14 protein-coding genes are annotated in these 19,300 nt (G+C 62.3%); 7 read left to right on the forward strand and 7 right to left on the reverse strand.

What is annotated here, in order from left to right:
• Nucleotides 1-254: 254 nt before the first annotated feature.
• The 4 genes from FKB36_RS10010 to FKB36_RS10025 all read left to right on the forward strand — a co-directional run bounded on the left by FKB36_RS10010 (nucleotide 255) and on the right by FKB36_RS10025 (nucleotide 5,248).
• Nucleotides 255-548, forward strand: a complete 294-nt coding sequence (locus FKB36_RS10010) for a nucleotidyltransferase family protein (RefSeq protein ID WP_261597921.1) — start codon at nucleotides 255-257, stop codon at nucleotides 546-548.
• On the forward strand, nucleotides 545-889 hold the full coding sequence (locus FKB36_RS10015) for a HepT-like ribonuclease domain-containing protein (protein ID WP_261597922.1): 345 nt from the start codon (nucleotides 545-547) through the stop codon (nucleotides 887-889). The genes FKB36_RS10010 and FKB36_RS10015 overlap by 4 nt, the downstream gene beginning before the upstream one ends.
• A 125-nt stretch (nucleotides 890-1,014) precedes the next feature.
• The gene (locus FKB36_RS10020; RefSeq protein WP_261597923.1) at nucleotides 1,015-2,049 is read left to right on the forward strand and encodes a hypothetical protein; all 1,035 of its coding nucleotides are present in this window, start codon (nucleotides 1,015-1,017) and stop codon (nucleotides 2,047-2,049) included.
• Nucleotides 2,050-2,380: 331 nt separating this feature from the next.
• Nucleotides 2,381-5,248 carry a PAS domain S-box protein gene (locus FKB36_RS10025; RefSeq protein ID WP_261597924.1) on the forward strand — a complete coding sequence of 956 codons (2,868 nt, stop codon included), beginning with the start codon at nucleotides 2,381-2,383 and terminating at the stop codon, nucleotides 5,246-5,248.
• Between the two features lie 120 nt (nucleotides 5,249-5,368).
• On the opposite strand, the gene FKB36_RS10030 is transcribed toward FKB36_RS10025, so the two are convergent.
• The 4 genes from FKB36_RS10030 to kdpA are packed head-to-tail and all read right to left on the reverse strand — an operon-like array spanning nucleotide 5,369 to nucleotide 11,678.
• A complete protein-coding gene (locus tag FKB36_RS10030; protein ID WP_261598076.1) occupies nucleotides 5,369-7,309 on the reverse strand; it encodes a DUF4118 domain-containing protein in 1,941 nt (646 codons plus the stop codon).
• Nucleotides 7,306-7,890, reverse strand: a complete 585-nt coding sequence (kdpC, locus tag FKB36_RS10035; protein ID WP_261597925.1) for a potassium-transporting ATPase subunit KdpC — start codon at nucleotides 7,888-7,890, stop codon at nucleotides 7,306-7,308. The genes FKB36_RS10030 and kdpC overlap by 4 nt, the downstream gene beginning before the upstream one ends.
• A 13-nt stretch (nucleotides 7,891-7,903) precedes the next feature.
• Nucleotides 7,904-9,967, reverse strand: coding sequence for a potassium-transporting ATPase subunit KdpB (gene kdpB / locus FKB36_RS10040; RefSeq protein WP_261597926.1), 2,064 nt, complete (start codon nucleotides 9,965-9,967; stop codon nucleotides 7,904-7,906).
• Nucleotides 9,968-9,971: 4 nt separating this feature from the next.
• On the reverse strand, nucleotides 9,972-11,678 hold the full coding sequence (gene kdpA, locus FKB36_RS10045) for a potassium-transporting ATPase subunit KdpA (RefSeq protein WP_261597927.1): 1,707 nt from the start codon (nucleotides 11,676-11,678) through the stop codon (nucleotides 9,972-9,974).
• Nucleotides 11,679-12,003: 325 nt separating this feature from the next.
• On the opposite strand from kdpA, the gene FKB36_RS10050 reads away from it, so the two are divergent.
• Nucleotides 12,004-12,450 carry a DUF3887 domain-containing protein gene (locus FKB36_RS10050; protein WP_261597928.1) on the forward strand — a complete coding sequence of 149 codons (447 nt, stop codon included), beginning with the start codon at nucleotides 12,004-12,006 and terminating at the stop codon, nucleotides 12,448-12,450.
• A gap of 49 nt (nucleotides 12,451-12,499) precedes the next feature.
• On the opposite strand, the gene FKB36_RS10055 is transcribed toward FKB36_RS10050, so the two are convergent.
• Together FKB36_RS10055 and FKB36_RS10060 are read right to left on the reverse strand one after the other, a co-directional pair.
• Nucleotides 12,500-13,870, reverse strand: coding sequence for an ATP-binding protein (locus FKB36_RS10055; protein WP_261597929.1), 1,371 nt, complete (start codon nucleotides 13,868-13,870; stop codon nucleotides 12,500-12,502).
• A 328-nt stretch (nucleotides 13,871-14,198) separates the two neighbouring features.
• The gene (locus tag FKB36_RS10060) at nucleotides 14,199-16,322 is read right to left on the reverse strand and encodes a catalase (RefSeq protein WP_261597930.1); all 2,124 of its coding nucleotides are present in this window, start codon (nucleotides 16,320-16,322) and stop codon (nucleotides 14,199-14,201) included.
• A gap of 215 nt (nucleotides 16,323-16,537) precedes the next feature.
• Here FKB36_RS10060 and FKB36_RS10065 point away from each other — a divergent pair, with 215 nt between their 5' ends.
• Nucleotides 16,538-17,803, forward strand: coding sequence for an APC family permease (locus FKB36_RS10065; RefSeq protein ID WP_261597931.1), 1,266 nt, complete (start codon nucleotides 16,538-16,540; stop codon nucleotides 17,801-17,803).
• 8 nt (nucleotides 17,804-17,811) lie between these two features.
• Here the strand turns inward: FKB36_RS10065 and FKB36_RS10070 are convergent, their stop codons facing one another.
• On the reverse strand, nucleotides 17,812-17,943 hold the full coding sequence (locus FKB36_RS10070; protein WP_261597932.1) for a hypothetical protein: 132 nt from the start codon (nucleotides 17,941-17,943) through the stop codon (nucleotides 17,812-17,814).
• Between the two features lie 216 nt (nucleotides 17,944-18,159).
• On the opposite strand from FKB36_RS10070, the gene FKB36_RS10075 reads away from it, so the two are divergent.
• On the forward strand, nucleotides 18,160-19,233 hold the full coding sequence (locus FKB36_RS10075) for an NAD(P)-dependent alcohol dehydrogenase (protein ID WP_261597933.1): 1,074 nt from the start codon (nucleotides 18,160-18,162) through the stop codon (nucleotides 19,231-19,233).
• Nucleotides 19,234-19,300: the final 67 nt, after the last annotated feature.

Raw genomic sequence — 19,300 nt, forward strand, 5'->3', positions numbered from 1 at the left:
GAAGCGATCCGGGCATCGATGGGGATGGTGAAAGGAATTACGGTGTTACGGCAACGGGTTTAGAGAAAGGATGGTAGAACAAGGTCAAACAGAAGGAGAGGTGAGGGAGATTTAGCGAAGTACTGAGTTTCCAGCCTGAATCTTTTCCACCGGCGGGTTGTTCGGGAGGTGACCGGGGCCGATGCTCCCACGGCGAACAATAGATTAAAGCAATCCGCGAGCGTAAGGGGACATACAGCAGGAGCGTTGCGCACATGAAAACCCGCACCGAAGTCCTCGAGGTTCTTCGCTCCCTGAAGGCCGAACTCAGAGAGCGCTATCACGTCGAGAGCATCGCCCTCTTCGGATCATATGCCCGTGAAGAACAGGGGGAGGGCAGCGACATCGACGTACTCGTCGAGTTCGGTTCCGGTGCGGATCTCTTCGATTTTGTCGGGCTGTCACAGTACCTCGAAGAAAAACTCGGGTCCGGCGTGGACGTCGTGCCGAAGGCGGCACTTCGCCCGGAGATCCGCAGGCAGGTCACCCGGGACCTCCTCGTCGCATGAGATCGCATACTCTCTATCTCTCGGACCTTGCTGCTGCGCTTGAGAGGATTGAGGAGTTTACCGTTGGCATGACCTATGATCAGTTCCTGCATGACGACAGGACTCAGAGCGCTGTCATCAGGAAGTTCGAGGTCATCGGCGAAGCGGCAAAAAAGATTCCGCTGCCCGTCCGGGAGAAGTATCCCGCCGTTCCCTGGCGTGAGATGGCGGGGATGCTGGACAAACTGATTCACACGTATTTCGGTGTCGACACGCAGCTTGTCTGGCGGACCGTCGTCAATCGCGTTCCGGAGCTCCGGCAGGAGATCCGCCGCATCCTCGAGCAGGAGCGCGGGCGGTAACTTCGGGATGGCGCTGCCTGACACGCGAATGATGTGATACCCGTTCACCGCCGCATTCCGAACCCCGGGGCACTCCAATTGATAACCATATCAACCTCCCCCTCCATACTCGCTATGGAGATTCGATGCCCGCGATACGAATAGGCGAAGGGAGCGAGCTGGCCCAGCAACCGGAACCCTTCAGGAACGAGTACGAACTGCAGGAGATCCTCGCCGAGCACCCGGTGCTCCTCGTCGACCGTGATGACTCCGCGCTCGTCACGATCAGCCGGGAGTTCCCGCTTGAGAGCGGGTTCGCCGATCTCTTCCTCATCGACAGCAACGGGCTGCCGGTCATCGTCGAGGTGAACCTGGCCCGGAACGAAGAGTCGCGCGAGATCGTCGGCCGGTTATGCGACTACCTCTCGGCGATGCAGAACCTCACACCTGATGAAGTGAACGCGAGGTCGGGAGGCCTGCTCGAAGAGACGTTCCGGTCCATGGCCGGTGCCGAGGGGGAAGAGAACCCCGAAGATCGGCTCGTCCAGGTGAAGAGCAATTTTGCCTCGCATATGAGGGCCGGGCAGATCCGGGGTATCATCGTCCTCGATGCTGCCCCGGACGACCTCATCCGGGAGTTCAGCTACCTCAACGAACACAGCGACCTCGATCTCCGGCTGCTGGTGGTCGAGCGCTACCGGCTCGGCAGGAACGAGTACTTCTACCACTCCCGCTTCCTGGTTTCGGGAGAGGCGGAGCCGGAGATGAAGAGGCAGAGGTTACGGCTCCGGTTGACCGTCGAGATCTTCTCAAAGATGAAGTTGCCCGTATTTTCGACGCGTGCGACCGAAAAGGAGAACGTCCGCGTATACCGTGAAGGGTGGCCGGGCGAAGTGCACTACGTGTTCAGCGACTGGCAGGATTCGATCAGCATCGGGATACAGGTCAACCATAGACGGTATCCGAAGGTTGCCGGCTTCCTGCCCGAACTCCGCGAACACCTCTCCGCGATCATCTCGAAGACGCAGCGGGTCGATCTCGCCGCCGATCCGTCCGGATGGACAAGGCTCCAGTTATTCTTCGGGGAAGAGATTGACCCATACTGGATCGCACAATCGATGGTCCGTCTCTGCAAGACCGAGAGAGACGTCTCCACCCTGCTGCTGGAGGGGAGTGGCTAGAGGTCGAGATACCCCCTCCCTGACGCGGGCCCCGGCTTCTGGGACGTCGTCCAGGCCTGGATCGACCTTGCGGACTTCGAGACGGTCAACGGTGCAGATCGCCGGCCTCCCGAGAGGATCGAGACCGAGACGGTCACGAGTAACCGAAAATGCCGCCCACCGGGCCGTGCTATCACACCGAGAGATTGCCCACCCTTGCTATGGGTACATCACCCTATTTTGAATAAAACTCCCAATTTAACCGGGTATAAATCAATAATATTCTGTAATTGGCCGCTGCTTATACGAAATGTTTTATTACTTCTCCCCCCCTTTCTCAATAGGTACAACAGTGCATACCGTCACCAACCCCGACCACATCCTCTACGTCGACGATGAGGAGGCGCTGCTCGATATCGGCCGTGCTTTTCTTGAACGGACGGGCGGCATCGCCGTCGACGTCACTACAAGCCCCATCGAGGCGCTTCGCATGATCCTCTCCGGCCGGTATGCCGCGGTCGTCTCGGACTACCAGATGCCGGAGATGGACGGGATCGCTCTCTTGAAGCGGGTCCGGGAGGCAGGGTCCCGGGTGCCCTTCATCATCTTCACCGGCAGGGGGCGCGAAGAGGTGGCGATCGAGGCGCTGAACAACGGTGCCGACTTCTATATCCAGAAAGGCGGTAATCCGACGGCGCAGTTCGCCGAACTGGCGAACGCCGTCCGGCAGCTCTCTGGGAGGCGAAAAGCCGAGATCGCGCTCCATCGGAGCGAAGAGATGCTGTATAGGGCGCAGAGCCTTGCGCACCTCGGCAGCTGGGAGTTCTATCACAGGACCGGAGACCTGATCTGGTCGGACGAGTCCTACCGCATCTTCGGCCTTGACCGTGAAGAACCACTGACCTATGATGGGTTCCTTGCGGCGGTCCACCCGGACGACCGGGCACTGGTCGATACCGCGTATCGCAGTTCAATCGCGGACGGAAAGGACGGCTACGAGGTCGAGCACCGACTCCTTCGTAGCGATAGCGGGGAGGTCCGGTACGTCCTTGAACGGTGCGAGCACTATCGGAACGGAGCCGGGGAGGTCGTCCGCTCCGTCGGGATGGTACACGACATCACGGGGCGCAAACTCGCCGAGCTCGAACGGGTGGAGAGGCACGCGGAACTCCAGGCGGCATATGAGCAGCTCGCCGCTGTCGAGGAGGAACTCCGATCGAGTTTCGACGACCTTGCCAAGAACCAGCAGCGGCTCTTAGAGAGCGAACGCAAGCTTGCCGATATCATCGACTTCCTCCCGGACGCAACCTTCGTCATCGATACCAGCGGCCGCGTGATCGCCTGGAACCGTGCAATCGAGGAGATGCTCGGTGTTCCGAAAGCCGGGATGCTTGGCAAGGGCGATTACGCGTATGCGGTTCCGCTCTATGGCGAGGCGCGCCCGGTCCTGATCGACTACGTCCTCCGATCCGATGGAGCATCGAGCGGCCCTTACCAGGCCATGGTGAGGAAGGGGGAGATCCTCGAAGGCGAGACCTATCTCCCCCGTCCTGACGGCAGCCAGTCCGTCATCATGATCAGGGCATCGCCGCTCTATGACCGGGAGGGCAGGCGTGTCGGTGCTATCGAGACGATCCGGGATATCAGCCGGCAGAAGCAGGTGGATGCCGAACTCCTGCGGAGACACGAAGAACTCCAGGGGACGTATGAACAGCTCGCCGCTGCCGAGGAGGAGCTCCGGTCGAGTTTCGACGACCTTGCCGAGAGCCAGCATCGGCTCCAGGCGAGCGAAGAACGTTACCGGCGCATCTCCGAGAGCATCTCCGACGTCGTCTACTCCTGCGTCCTCGAAAGTTCGGGCGACTACACTATCGACTGGATTGCCGGAGCGGTGCGCGAGATCACCGGGTATACCGGTGAGGAGATCCTTTCGATGCGTTGCTGGAAGGAGATCGTTTACCCGGACGATCTCGCCGTCTTTGAGCGCGAGATCTCCCGGCTCTCCCCCGGGATGTCGTCGCTCTTCGAGCTCCGGATCGTCAGCCGGGACGGTTCTATCCGGTGGCTCCGTATCTCGGCCGACTGCAGCGATAGCGGGAGCAGAGGCGTGCGGCTGTACGGTGGGTGGCAGGACGTCACAGATCAGAAAGGGGCCGAAGAGGCGCTGCGGGAGACAGCGGCGAAGATGGAGAGCATCTTCCGCGCCGCCCCAACCGGCATCGGAATGGTTGTGAACCGTGTCTTTACGGAGGTCAACGGCAGGCTCTGCGACATCGTCGGCTACACCCGTGAAGAGCTCATCGGTCAGCCCGTGCGGCTGCTGTATCAGGACGACGCTGAGTATGAGTCTTTCCTGCAGGAGATGCACGCACAGATCCGGGAGGTGGGAACATGTACCCGGGAGATCCGTTCCCGGCGCAAAGACGGCGCGATCATCGGTATCCTGCTCTCCATAACACCTCTCGACCCTGCGTCTCTCTCCCGGGGCCTGACGTTCACCGCCCAGGATATCACCGAGCGCAAGGCATTGGAGCAGGAGATCGAGTATCATGCCGTGGAGCTTGCCCGGCAGACGAACAGCCTTGCGGTCGTGAACAGGAAGCTCAACCTGATGAGCAGCATCACCCGGCACGACATCCTGAACCAGCTGACGATCCTCCTCGGCAACCTCTCGTTTGCAGAGGAGGCCGTGCAGGAGCCCGAGGTCTCGAAGTACCTCACCCGGGTGCAGGGCGCCGCCGACCGGATACGCCGCCAGATCGAGTTCACCCGGGACTACACCGACCTCGGCATCAAATCACCGGAATGGCAGCGAGTCACCGACGCGATCCAGTCTGCGTCGCCTCAGGGGCTCCCGGTCGAGAACGAGGCCGGAGACCTTGTCATTTACGCGGACCCGATGCTTTCAACGGTCTTTGCCAACCTGATGGACAACACGCTCCGGCACGGCGAGTCGACGACACGGACCCGCGTCTGGTATCGCCCGGAGGAGAACGGAGATCTCACCCTCGTCTGGGAGGACAACGGCGTCGGCGTTCCTGCCGGGGAGAAGGAGCGGATCTTTCACCGGGGCGTCGGGAAGAACACGGGCCTTGGGCTCTTCCTGATCCGGGAGATTCTCGGGATCACCGGGATCAGCATCGCCGAAACGGGCGAGTTCGGGACGGGGGCACGGTTCGAGATGCTTGTACCCTCCGGGGCATACCGGGTTCTGGAGTGAAACCGGTTGCATCTCAGTACCTATCCAGGTTTGATCTCCCTCCCTGACATCACCTGTCGTACCGGGGTATTGACCTGCAGCGCCCCTCGATTGTCGGCGCCGGCGGCAGGGACAGCCCGCTCACTCTACTTCTTCCAGGGCCAGAGCCCCCAGGTATGCCATCGTCTGGAGGACATCCTTATTCTCCGGTGTAAGCACCTCCTCCGGGTCCCTGAATGCGAACGCCAGGACGCCGAACGTAACCGCAAACGCCTTCATCGGAACGTAGTGTCCTATCCCCATCGGGAGCGTTTCGGTGCCTCTCCCCGCTGCCCGGCCATTTTCGAAGGCCCACTGGGCGATGGTCCGCTCTTTTTGGGTGAGCGGATAATCGGGATCCCCGACGTTCACGAAGAGCCCCCCCGCACCCGGCGTGAGAACGGCAAATGCACCTTCGCCAAACTGCTTCATGTGGCGATAGAGCGTATCGAAGATCTCCTGGCGGTGCGCGACGTTCACCAGATCGCGGGAGAGGACGGCGACGGCCTCAACCTTTGCCTCGCTCCTCCGTATCTGCGGGAGCAGGTAGCGGAGTCTTGTTGCGAGACCGCTGATGATGAACGCAATGACCACGTATCCCACAAAAGAGATGAAGTAATCCCAGTCATTGATCGTAAGCGTGTAGTAGGGAGCCACAAAAGCGAAGTCGAAGATCAGGATGCTTGCGATAGCGGTGATGATCGCCGTTCTCCGGCGGAATAAGAGCGCTGCCGCCACCACTGGAACCAACTGGATGATGAGCAGGTTTGACGAACTGATGACATTTCGCAGAAAGTAATTCACGATCGTCACAAGCGCGATGAGTATTGCGCTGATGATGAGGTTTGGACTCACAAATTGCGGCAGTTGCCTGTGGATAGGGATACTTACCGTCGCTTTCGGTTCGTAGAGGAAGATATCGATCCCCTTTGACCGGACCATGGTGCGGTACACGGGAGAGTAGAAGATGTCCAGTCCGCGGGGTTTACCGAGCATGATCATGGTGACGTTGTGCTGCCGGGCATACCTGATCAGTTCCCCCGGAACGTCCCCTCCGCGGTAACGAACGATCCGTCCTCCGAGGCTCCTTGCCGTCTCCATCGCATCGTTGAGCCACCGCCGCTCCTGGTCCGTGAGGTTCTGCTCAGTCTCGGTCCCGATGGAGATCACGATCCAGTCCGCACGGAACCTGTCTGCAAGGCGGTACGCCGCACGGACCATCTGGTCCGCCGTCGGGCCGGGGCGTATCCCCACGAGGAGCCGTTCCCCGGCAGGCCATGGCCCCGGGATGGCCCTGGCCCGCATGCGGGTGAGCATCTGTCGATCGGTGACCTGCGCCATGAACCGGAGAGCGATCTGCCGGAGTGCCAGGAGATTTTCGACGCTGAAGAACCGCTGGACGGCCTGCTCGGCCATATCCCGCACATAGACCTTTCCGGCGCGGAGGCGGATCTGGAGTTCCTCCGGCGGGATGTCTATCAGGCGGATCTCGTCGGCATCGTAGAAGAACGTGTCCGGCACCGTCTCTGCGACGCGGATGCCCGTGATCTGGGCGACGATGTCGTTCTGGCTCTCGATGTGCTGGATATTGACGGTGGTGTAGACCGATATCCCCGCGTGAAGGATCTCCTCGATGTCCTGGTGGCGTTTGGCGTGCCGGCTCCCCGGAGCATCGGTGTGCGCAAGCTCGTCGATGAGAACGATCTGCGGGCGTCGCCTGAGGATCGCGTCGATATCCGGCTCCCGCAGCGTGAGTCCCTGGTAATCGACGCAAATCGGGGGGATTGCCTCGAGCCTTGCGGTGAGTGCATCTGTCTCTGCCCTGCCGTGCGTCTCCACATACCCGATCACGATATCGAGCCCGTCGCTCCGGTGGCTGAGCGCGTCCTCCAGCATCGTGTAGGTCTTGCCGACGCCGGCGGCGTATCCCAGGTAGATCGTCAGCTGCCCCTTCCCGGCCCTCTGTTCCGCCTGCTCTGCAACGGCGAGCAGGTCTTCGGGCAGGGGGCGGCCTTCCTCGGCGGTCCTTTCTGCCGTATTCAGCCCCTCCTGTCCAGGCGATCCAGCTCACGGTTGAGCGAGAGGACATTGACGTAGGGTTCTACGAACGGAACCGGGAGGCTCTCCGCCCGGGCGAGAACGAGCGCACGGACCTCGTCCTCCGGAAGACCGCGCGCCTCTGCGACGGCGGGGACCTGCACCAGCGCGGCGTCCAGGCTGATCGCGGGGTCAAGACCGCTCCCTGAAGCCATGACGAGATCGGACGGGAGTGGGCCCTGCACGCCGGCGTTCCGGAGAGCCCTCACCCGGTCCGCGATATGCTCGAGGAGCAGGGGGTTTCCGGGTGCAAGGTTCGACCCGCCGGAGGAAGACGCATTGTACGCGGTGATCGGCGTCTCCGAGGGGCGGCCCTGGAAGTAGAATGGTGCGCTGAAGCTCTGGCCGATCAGGTCCGAGCCGATCACCCGGTCCTGGCCGTCGACGATCAGGCTGCCGTGGGCCTGGTATGGAAATGCTGCCCCGGCGATGAGCGTTACCGCCAGGGGGTAGGCGAACCCCGTGATGATGAAGAGGACGAGGAAGAGGAGCAGACCGCTTTTTGCTGCCTGTCGTATCTCCGTCATGGGTGGTATACCTCTACAGGACTCCGGCGATCAGGAGGTCGAGTGCTTTGATGCCGATGAACGGAGCGACGAGGCCCCCGAGGCCGAAGATGACCAGGTTGTAGGCAAAGAGCCTCGATGCCGGCATCGGTTTGAACCGCACTCCGGCAAGCGCGATCGGTATCAGGAGCGGGATGACCAGGGCATTGAAGATGACCGCGGAGAGGATGGCTGACTGCGGGGTGGCGAGGTCCATGATGTTCAGGATGGCAAGCTGTGGGTAGATCCCGACCAGCGCGGCCGGGATGATGGCGAAGTACTTGGCGATGTCATTTGCTATGGAGAACGTGGTGAGGGCTCCGCGGGTCATCAGGATCTCTTTGCCGATCTCGACGATATCCAGCAGTTTGGTGGGATCGCTGTCAAGATCGATGATATTGGCCGCCTCCCGCGCTGGCTGGGTCCCATTGTTCATGGCCACCGCCACGTCGGCCTGGGCAAGGGCGGGTGCATCGTTGGTCCCGTCGCCGGTCATGGCGACCATGTAGCCCTCGTCCTGCGTCTCGCGGATCAGCCTTAACTTGTCGTCCGGCTTCGCCTCGGCAAGGTAGTCGTCCACACCCGCTTCCGCTGCGATTGCAGCCGCGGTGAGCGGGTTGTCGCCCGTGATCATGACCGTCCGTATTCCGATCCGGCGAAGGTCGGCAAACCGTTCCCGGATCCCGGTCTTCAGGATATCCTTGAGGAAGATCACGCCGAGGATCGTCCTGTCGCGCGCCACTACGAGCGGCGTGCCTCCTGCCGATGCAATCCCGTTCACTTTCGTCGCCAGGTCCGGGGGTACCGCTCCTCCGCGCTCGGGGACGAGCCTCGTGATCGCGTCGGCGGCTCCCTTCAGGTACGACGTCCCGTCGCACTCGGCGCCGCTCACGCGGGTTGCGGCCGAGAACGGGATGAACCGTGCACCCGGGGGGCATGCCGGCGCGACGCCGGTCTTCTCCCGGACAAGGGCAAGGATGCTCCTGCCCTCCGGCGTCTCATCGGCATACGAGGAGAGAAGGGAGGCCTGCATCAGTTCGTCCCGGGACTGCCCCTCCACCGGGACGAACTCCGCCGCCTGACGGTTTCCAAGGGTGATCGTCCCGGTCTTGTCGAGGAGCAGGACGTTGACGTCGCCTGCAGCCTCGATCGCCCGGCCGGAGAGCGCGACGATGTTGCGCTGGAAGAGCCGGTCCATGCCGGCGATCCCGATCGCCGGGAGGAGGGCCGCGATGGTCGTGGGGGCCAGACAGACGAAGAGCGCGACCAGCACCGTGAGGCTCGCAGGAGCACCCGATCCGGTGAACGAGGCGCTGTAGGCGGATACCGGGTATATGTTGCCGACGACCGCCAGGAAGACGGCGGTCAGCGCCAGGAGCAGGATCTCGAGCGCGACCTCGTTGGGCGTCTTGCGCCGTTCGGCCCCCTCGACCATGGCGATCATGCGGTCGAGAAAGGTCCGGCCGGGCTCCGTGGTGACCCGGACGATGATCTCGTTTGCTAACACCGTTGTTCCCCCCGTCACCGCGCTCCGGTCCCCGCCTGCCTCGCGCACGACCGGCGCGGACTCTCCGGTGATGGCGGCTTCGTTGACGAGGGCGGCTCCCCTGATCACCTCCCCGTCGCCGGGAATGATCTCGCTCTCTTTTACTAGGACGAGGTCGCCCGGCCGGAGGTCGGAGGAGGCGACCTCGTTCGCCGGTGCATCGAATGCCTCTCTCGCGAGGCGGCGTGCGGGTACGCTGGTGCGGGACTGCCGGAGAGACGCTGCCCGCGCCTTTCCCCTCCCCTCGGAGAGGGATTCTGCGAAATTTGAGAAGAGCACCGTCAGCCAGAGCCAGAGGGAGACGAGGCCGGTGAATAACGACTGCTCTCCGGTGGCAGTCGAGAGGCCGACGAAGAACCCTGCCGTCGTGACGATCCCCCCGATCTCCACCGCCAGCATCACGGGGTTCTCGATCTGCCTGCGCGGGTCCAGTTTGAGGACGCTCCCGACGAGCGCTTCGTGGACGAGACCCGGTTCGAGGGCGCCGAACCGGGGATACCGTTTCCTGGCCATCGGGCTACCCGCCTCCGGACAACAACAGGTGGTCGACGATCGGCCCCATGGCGAAGAGGGGGAAGAACGTGAGCGCCCCGACGATCAGGATCACCAGGATCGTCCAGATGGTGAATGTTGCCGACGTGGTGGGCAGGGTCCCCGGTCCCGGTGGGACCGTCTTCTTCTGCGCTATCGACCCGGCGAGGGCAAGCATCGCAACCGCCGGGACGAACCGCCCGATGGTCATTGCCGCGGCGCCGGCAAGCGCATAAAAGATCCCTGAGGCGTCGAACCCGGCAAACGCGCTCCCGTTGTTGTTGGATTGTGAGGCAAACGTGTAGACGAGTTCGGAGAAGCCGTGCGGACCCGGGTTGTGCATCGCTCCGGCCGTGCCGGGAAGGAACAGCGCGACCCCTGTGAGGATGAGGACGAGGACGCCCGGCACCAGGACCGTGAGAACGGCCATGCGTATCTCCTGAGCCTCGATCTTCTTTCCGAGGTACTCTGGAGTTCTCCCGATCATCAGCCCGGCGATGAAGACGGCGACCACGATAAACCCGATAATAGTGTAAAACCCCGATCCCACCCCGCCGAAGGCGACCTCGCCGAGCAGGATCAGGAGCATCGGCACCATGCCTGCAATCGGCATGAAGGAGTCGAACATGGCGTTGACCGCCCCGCAGGACGTCGCGGTGGTGGAGGCGGCAAAGAGGGCGGTGCCGCCGAGCCCGAAGCGGACTTCTTTTCCTTCCATCGAGATCCCGGTCACGTCGAACTGCCCCGTGAGCGGGTTGCCGTCCAGCTCGGCAACGTAGAGCGCGCCGAGGGCGGGGAGGTAGATCGCGAGCATGACGGTGTAGATGGCCCATCCCTGCCGCATGGACCCGGCCATCCGGCCGAAGACAAAGGGCAGCGAGACCGGGATCAGGAGGATCAGAAAGATCTCCACGAGGTTGGTGAACGGTGTCGGGTTCTCGTAGGGGTGGGCGGAGTTGGCGTTGAAGAACCCGCCCCCGTTCGTGCCGAACTCCTTGACGGCTTCCTGGGAGGCGACAGGCCCCATGGCGATCGTCTGCGGTCCGGCCGGGCCGTACCCTGCGGCATGCACGTAGGGGTCGACGTTCTGGATGACCCCCTGCGAGACGAGCAGGAGGGCGGCGAGAAATGCAACCGGGAGGAGGATGTAGAGGATGCACCGGGTCACGTCCACCCGGAAGTTGCCGATCCGGTCGGTCGACCGGCGGGTGACTCCCCGCATCACCGCAATGGCGATGCAGATCCCGGTGGCTGCCGAGAGGAAATTCTGGACCGTAAAGCCGGCCATCTGGGTCAGGTAACTCGCGGAGGCCTCTCCTGCATATATCTGGTAGTTGGTGTTGGTGACGAAGCTCGCCGCCGTATGGAGTGCCGTGCCGGGGTCGAATGCGCCGAAGCCTTCCGGATTCAGCGGCAGGTAACCCTGCAGCAGGAGAAGCGCGAGGAGTGCGATGAATCCGATGCCGTTGAAGATGAGCATCTCCCGTGCGTATCCCATCCAGTCCTCCTCCTCACCGGCAGACGTGCCGATGAAGCGAAAAAGCCGGGCTTCCAGCGCCCCGGGGATGCCGTGGGAGTAGTCCCCGGAGAACACGTGCCCTATGTACCGGCCAAAGAGCATCCCCGTGATGGTGACTGCTGTGAAGAACGCGATGAAGAGTAACCCGTCGAGGAGCGGTGCAGGTTGTGCCATTGTGGATCGCCGATTTTTATCGATCCTGGAAGATAATTTATGCCGCTATAAACTTAACTCATTCGTGCAACGGCATTCTCCGTGGCTAAATGGCTGGAGATGCTGGAGAGCAACACCGGGATCCGGAGATCTCGCCCTCCCCCGCTCGGATCTGGAACATCCGGTGAAGTGGCCGAGACCTGCGCCCTGGCCCGTTCGAGCCGGTGGAAGATCCCGAACAGAGATCCCCTGTCGACAGTCTCTGCACCGCTCCGATAGCCGTTACGGTTCTCCCTCCCGGCAGTCCGACCCCTACATTCATCACCTGCCGGTTCGATATTTTATCATGAGTCGTTCTCAGATTCCGCTCCTTGCCGCTCTCACGCTCCTCGCTGCAGTCTCCGTCTGCGGCTGCATGGGCCAGGAGACGGTGCTCTCCGGCGAGGAGGCGGCAGAGGTGTTTGCCTACGCGGACCCGATCGCCGACAACCTCATGCAGGGTTTCAATGACGGCAACTATACGGTATACTCCCGCGACTTCGGCCCGGAGATGCGGCAGGCCCTTGACGAGGCCGCGTTCGTGCAGAACCGTGAAGACGTCACATCGCGGATCGGGCTCTATGAGTCCAGGAGCGATCCCGTCGTCACGGAGATAGGCGAGTTCGTTGCCGTGACCTACCGGGCCGCGTTCGAGCAGGAGGACGGGGTTGCCCTCCGGTTAGTCTTCAAGAAGGGCGATGAATCGCACCAGCTCTACGGGCTCTGGTTCAACTCGCCGAAGCTGCGCAGTTGAGGCGCATCGTTCAAGAGATCTGCCCGGCGGGGGCGTGTCGGCCGCCCCGTTACCGGGCTGTGCAAATCGCTTCGATATCCGTGAGATCATAGACGAGAAATCCCTCCTCACGAAGTCGATCTTTTCCTTCGATGCTGCCGGCGACAAGACAGAAGCGCTCGCGGGGATAGTGGTCATGCCGGACATGCTCTGCCTTCTCTGCAAGGCGGGTGAGCACGCCGCGCCCCTCCCGTTCTTTCAGGTTTCCCCATTTGCACTCCCCAAAGATGATGCTCTCATCGCTCTCACGGACGGCAACGAGATCGATCTCTTCGCCGCGATACCACCATCGCCCGACGGTATAGCCCGGCAGAACACTCCGGGCGAACTCGTTTCGCACAAAGATCTCGAACCGTTTGCCGAAGTAGGGGTTCATATCGACAGCATCGCTCGGAAGGCCCTCCGTCTCGATCTCCTGCCGGTGTGAAAAGACGAAGTTGTACCAGAAGTCGAAGATGCAGTCCTTGATCCGGTACAGCCCCTGTCGCCGGCTGCCGAGGAGGGGCAGTTCCCTCTCGATGATCTCAAGCCGGATCATCGCTTCAAGATAAGGATAGAGATGGCGGGCGTCCATGCCGCAGAACTGAGCGATGGTGCCGGCGGTTGTGTTACCGACGGCGACGGCATTGAGGATCGCCTGGTAGATCTTCAACTCCCGGAACTCTTGCGAGAGAAGGAAGTAGGGCTCCCGATAGAAGTAGCCGTACTTGCTGAAGAACTCCCGTTCGACAAAGGTGAGGTAGTCGGGATAGTCCCCGGCCTTGAGGAGGTACTCGGGAATGCCGCCGATGGTCAGGTGGGCCTTGAGAGCGTCCCGAAAGGAGAACAAAGGGAGTAGTCTTCGTGCATCAGGAAACCGGAGTGCTCCAAGGAGCATGTCGCGAGTCCGCCGCCCATAGAGGGGAGACGTGTAGGAGAGCGCACTATCGGTCATCAGCCCGAGCATCGACCCGGAGAGGAGGATGTACCAGTTCGTTCCGGCCAGGGCAGTATCCCATGTTTTCTGGAGCGCTGAGAGAACCGTCGGGTCGTTCTTGATCAGGTAGGTAAATTCGTCGATAACAAGGTAGCGGCGCTCAGCAAGGGGTATCCGGGCGAGGTAGGTGAAGAGTTGATCCCAGGTTGCGATCTCCAGCGTTGCAAGGAGCGGGTCGTCGAGGAACCGTGCAATCGCCTCCTGCAGTTGTCGGATCTGGATCTGCGGCGCGGTATCCTCGGCAAAGTGAAGGATACCCTCCTTGTCGCGAACGAACTCGGTGATGAGCCGGGTCTTGCCGATCCGGCGCCGCCCGTAGAGGATGATCAATCGCCCGCCGTCTTTTTGCCACTCCTCCTCAAGGAGGGCGGACTCGGTCTCGCGATCGACAAATTCCCTAATCATGATTAGTACTAATCCAGATTAGTAATAAGGACTTCGTCTCCGGGCATACCGGATGCGTTCGTCGTCTCCACAACCGCCCGGTCGAAGGCGTGGCTTCCCGACATTCTCCAGTAGTCTCCACCAGTGGGCCCGTCTGTGTTTCGCGATTGTAACCGTCGCGGAGCGCACCAGGAGTGGTTTTCGCCAGGTACGATGGTTCCCCGACCGGGCTACCGCGCGGGCGTCCGTGCATCGTGCAACCGCAGACTGCCGGTGCCGCTCTCTTACGCCGACCCGAAGGCAACGTGCAAAAGAGGTGGTTCGGGAGTGCGCCTTGCGCCATCCCGCCTCAGGCGGGCACCTGCTCCTTCTTCTCCCGGTCCCAGTGGCGGTGCCGCCCGATGGCCGTCTTGAACTCCTCGACGAACGAGTTCACGTTCCCCTGGCTCCCGCAGGTGACGACCCCCATCTCGGAGGCGGCCTCTCCCCCGGAGCCGGCATCGGCGAAGGCGACCCCTTTGATGTCCGATGCCTTCAGGAGGTCGATCCCCTCCCCAACCGCCCCGATCGGTTTGCAGTGCTTGAAGGCCTCGTTGACAAAGTGGATCGCGAAACCCTGGTTCTTCAGGGTCTCCACGTGCTTCCCGCCCGGGACGTAGACGGCGTCGTAGACGACGGAGGTGGTGGTGACGTAACTCTTATCGACCTCCATCTCCCTGCCGTCGGCGGACCTGACCTTACCGAGGTACTGCGAGATGACCTCCGGGTGAGCCCCGCCATCTTTGAGCGCCTGTGAGACCTGCATCGCCTCGTCGTGGTTGTAGCCCTCCATCGCGAGGATCGCGACCTTCCGGCTCTTGATGGTGTCCATGACGGTCGTCTCCTGGCTGAGGCTCGGGGACTTCTTCGTGCCGGAGGACGCGCCCTTCTTCGCCGGGGGCGGCACCCCGATCCCTTCCGCGATCCGTATCGCGAGGTCGCCGTCGACGTTGTTGATGAGGTCCACCACGCGCCTCCGGACCCCGAGATCCCCGACCTTCCCGAGCTCGAAGTGGAAGGCCTTGACGATATGCTCCTTCTCCGCGTCCGACATGCTGTTCCAGAAGAGTTTCGCCTGGCTGAAGTGGTCGTTGAACTTCTCGCTTCGGGCGCGGATCTTTCTCGCGTCGATCTTCTCCTGGTAATGGGCGTAGCCACCCTCCTCCACCCGGGCCGGCCGGGGCTTATTCCCCCCGAGCGAGTTCGGGAAGTAACTCGCGACACCCTTATCGATCGTCATCCGGTGGTAGCCCTCCCGCTGGTTGTTTGCGACCGGCGCGAGCGGACGGTTGATCGGGATCTCCTGGAAGTTCGGGCCGCCGAGGCGTATCAACTGGGTATCCAGGTACGAGAAGAGCCGGCCCTGGAGGAGCGGGTCGTTTGAGAAGTCTATCCCCGGCACGATGTTTGCCGGGCAGAAGGCAACCTGTTCGGTCTCCGCGAAGAAGTTGTCCGGGTTTCTGTTCAGGGTCATCTTCCCGATCCACCGGATCGGCACCTCCTCCTCGGGCCATATCTTCGTCGCGTCCAGGATATCGAAGTCGAAGTTGTGCTCGTCCGCCTCCTCGATCAGCTGTATCCCGAACTCGAACTCCGGGTAGTCTCCCATCTCGATCGCCTCCCAGAGGTCGCGGCGGTTGAAGTCCGGGTCCTTCCCGGCGATCTTCTGCGTCTCGTCCCAGGCGAGCGAGTGGATGCCGAGCAGCGGCCGCCAGTGGAACTTGACGAACCGCGCCTTCCCCTCGGCGTTGATGAACCGGAAGGTGTTGACCCCGAACCCCTCCATCATGCGGTAGCTCCGCGGGAGCGCACGGTCCGACATGACCCACATGATCATGTGGGTGATCTCCGGCAGGTTCCCCACAAAGTCCCAGAAGGTGTCGTGGGCGGCGGAGGCCTGCGGCATCTGGTGGTGCTGCTCCGGTTTGATCGCGTGGACGAGGTCAGGGAACTTGATGGCGTCGATGATGAAGAAGATCGGCATGTTGTTGCCGACAAGGTCGTAGTTCCCCTCTTCCGTGTAGAACTTCGTCGCAAACCCCCGGACGTCCCTGACCGTGTCGGCGGAGCCCCGAAAGCCGACGACGGTCGAGAACCGGACGAAGACCGGCGTCAACTTCTGAGGATCCTGAAGGAACGCCGCTCGCGTGTATTCGGTCATCGGTTCGTAGACCTGGAAATACCCGTGCGCCCCCGAGCCCCGGGCGTGGACTGCCCGCTCGGGGATCCGCTCGTGGTCGAAGTGCGTCAGTTTCTCGCGGAAGTGAAAGTCCTCTAGAAGCGTCGGCCCCCGCTCGCCCGCCTTCAGCGAGTCATCGGTATGGCTCACCCGGACTCCCTGGTTCGTCGTCAGGTACTCCTGCTCCGGGTCTGCCCGGAACTCGTCAAGCTGCTCCTGCTTGCTCTTCCCGTCTATCTTTCTCCTCGCATCCATACGTCTTCACCTACAACCCTCTTGCTCCGGCCAGGCGTACGCAATCAATGCCCCGGCGAGCGTGCCCCCACATCCAGGGCAGCCATCATAAAAGTAACTGTGCACCGGAGATAGACGTACAGGGAGGTTGCACCGGTAGGTGACGGCATATGCGAGCGGGTTCGCTTCGCCGGAACGGTTAACCCTCCCGCCGATCTCGTGGGCGTGGACGACGTATGGCAAAGACTCCGCCCGACGGCATCTGGCCGAGCAGGCTCTCGCGAAGACTGACTGCGGGGGACGCCGTCGTCATCGGGCTCGGGTCGATGATCGGGGCCGGGATCTTCACGGCGCTTGCACCGGCGGCAGCCGCGGCCGGGGCCGGGCTGCTCTTCGGCCTCGTGATTGCGGCCGCTGTTGCGTACTGCAACGCCAGTTCCTCTGCACAGCTCGCCCGCCTCTACCCGGCGTCAGGCGGCACCTACGTATACGCGAGGGAACGGTTGGGCGAGTTCTGGGCCTGGGTCGCGGGCTGGGGGTTTGTGGTCGGCAAACTCGCCAGCTGCTCTGCGATCGCGCTCACCTTCGGCTACTACCTCGCCCCGGAGTATGCACGGCTCCTTGCCGCTGGGGCGGTGATCGCGTTCACGGTGCTGAACTACCATGGGGTCGAGAAGACCGCCAGTGCGACGAAGGTCATCGTCGCGGCGGTCCTGCTCTCCCTCACCTTGATCGTCGCTCTCATCTTCGTCGGTGAGCCGGATCCCGGCAACCTCCGCCCGCTCCTCGGGCCGAACGGCATCTACGGGGTTCTGCAGTCAGCAGGGATCTGGTTCTTTGCGTTTGCGGGGTACTCGAGGATCGCGACCCTGGGCGAAGAGGTCGAAGACCCCGAGACGGCTATTCCCCGGGCTATCGTGCTCGGTCTTTCCATCACGCTCTTCGTCTACGCCGTCGTCGTCGTCTCGGCGCTCCTGCTCGTCGGCCCTGCTCCGCTCGCGGAGTCCGACGCCCCCCTGGTGACGGCGCTCGTCGGGGCAGGCTTCGGGGAGTGGCAGTGGATCGTCAGGATCGGTTCGACGTTTGCGACGCTCGGGGTGCTGCTCTCCCTGATGACGGGGATAAGCCGGATGCTCTTTGCTATGGCGCGGGACCGCAGGATGCCCACATCTCTTGCCCGGGTTCACCCGGTGCACCGGGTCCCGTACCTCGCCGGACTGACGGTCGGTGTAATCCTGGTCGCGGTGGTGCTGCTCGCTGACCTTCGTGCGGCGATAGAGTTCAGTTCTTTCACCGTGCTGCTGTATTACGCGGTCACGAACATCTCCGCATATACCCTGACGGAGCAGGAGAGGCTGTACGGAAGATACCTCGCGGTCCTGGGTCTTTCAGGCTGCCTCGTGCTTGCTTTCACGCTGCCGGCCGCGGCCGTCGGTATCGGAAGCGCGGTCATGCTGGCGGGCATACTGGTATACCTTGGACAGAGGCGGCGCAGTACGTGACAGGGTCGTCAGCCCCGGACCGGGTCGTCGCCGAACCGGTTCATCCAGTAGTCGGCGGGGCTCTGTGCGAAGTCTCTTTCGAGGTCATCGAGCGAGAGGGCGGGGTTGCCCAAAAATACTCGCACGAGAGAGGTGAACACAGGTTTCTCTCCTGTGCCCGTCTTATTCATCGGAGGAAGTCTGCGGACTCCTCGGATGCACCGTATTTCGTGTTGCAGAGGTCGACTCAAGGGCAGGGCTCTCAGTCATCGCCGCGCGGAAAGACTGGCGGATTCCTGCGCCTCAAAGAAGGATTCATGGCGACCTCAACTTTTATGGCGTCATGTGATCACTACCCGGCCGAAAGGAGAGAGAACATGAAAGGCCTGGCAATGTTAAAGATCGGGGAGATCGGCTGGATTGAGAAGGACAGACCTGCTTGCGGCCCGAGAGACGCCATCGTCAAACCGCTGGCGCTCGCGCCGTGCACGTCTGACGTCCACACCGTCTGGGAAGGAGCGATCGGGGACCGGCACAACCTCATCCTGGGGCACGAAGCGCTCGGGATCGTGGACGAAGTGGGCAGCGAGGTGAAAGATTTCAAGCCCGGCGACCGGGTCATCGTCCCGGCCATCACCCCGGACTGGGAGACGGAAGCCGCACAGCGCGGGTTCCCGTCGCAGACCGGCGGGCCTCTCGGGGGCTGGAAGTTCTCGAACTTCAAGGACGGCGTATTCGGTGATTGCTTCCACGTCAATCTGGCCGACTACAACCTTGCGCACCTGCCGGAGGGGATGTCGCTTGAGGCCGGGGTCATGCTCCCGGATATGCTCAGCACCGGGTTTATGGGCGCCGAGAACGCCAACATCCAGATCGGGTCGACAGTCGCGGTCCTCGGGATCGGGCCGGTCGGGCTGTGCGGTGTCGCCGGCGCACGGCTGCGGGGCGCCGGGAGGATATTCGCCGTCGGAACCCGGCCTGCTTCCGTCAGGGTAGCGAAAGAGTACGGTGCAACGGACATCATCAGTTACAAGGACGGGAACACCGCCGACCAGATCCTTGACAGGACCGGCGGGGCGGGCGTCGACGCCGTGATCATCGCCGGAGGCGGCCCTGATATCATGATGGACGCGATCAACGTGGCGAAACCCGGATCGGTGATCTCAAACATCAACTACTTCGGTTCGGGCCTGGGCGACCAGGACGTCATACCCCTTCCCCGCGTGGGCTGGGGGTTCGGGATGGCGGACAAGAACATCATGACCGGACTCTGCCCCGGCGGGAGGGTGCGGATGGAGCGGCTGGCCGAAGTCGTGATGCACGGGCGCATGGACCCCGCGCTCATGGCGACGCATGTCTTCAAGGGGTTCGATAAACTCGAGGAGGCGCTTCTCCTGATGAAAGATAAGCCGAAGGACCTGATCAAACCGGTCGTCATCGTAGAGCAGTAGAGGGGCCGGGTATCCCGTGCTATGGGTGCCGGCTCCCCGTTGTCATGGTGATCCGGTCGAGGAAGTA

Source organism: Methanoculleus formosensis, from assembly GCF_025384765.1.
GTDB classification, from domain to species: Archaea; Halobacteriota; Methanomicrobia; order Methanomicrobiales; family Methanoculleaceae; genus Methanoculleus; species Methanoculleus formosensis.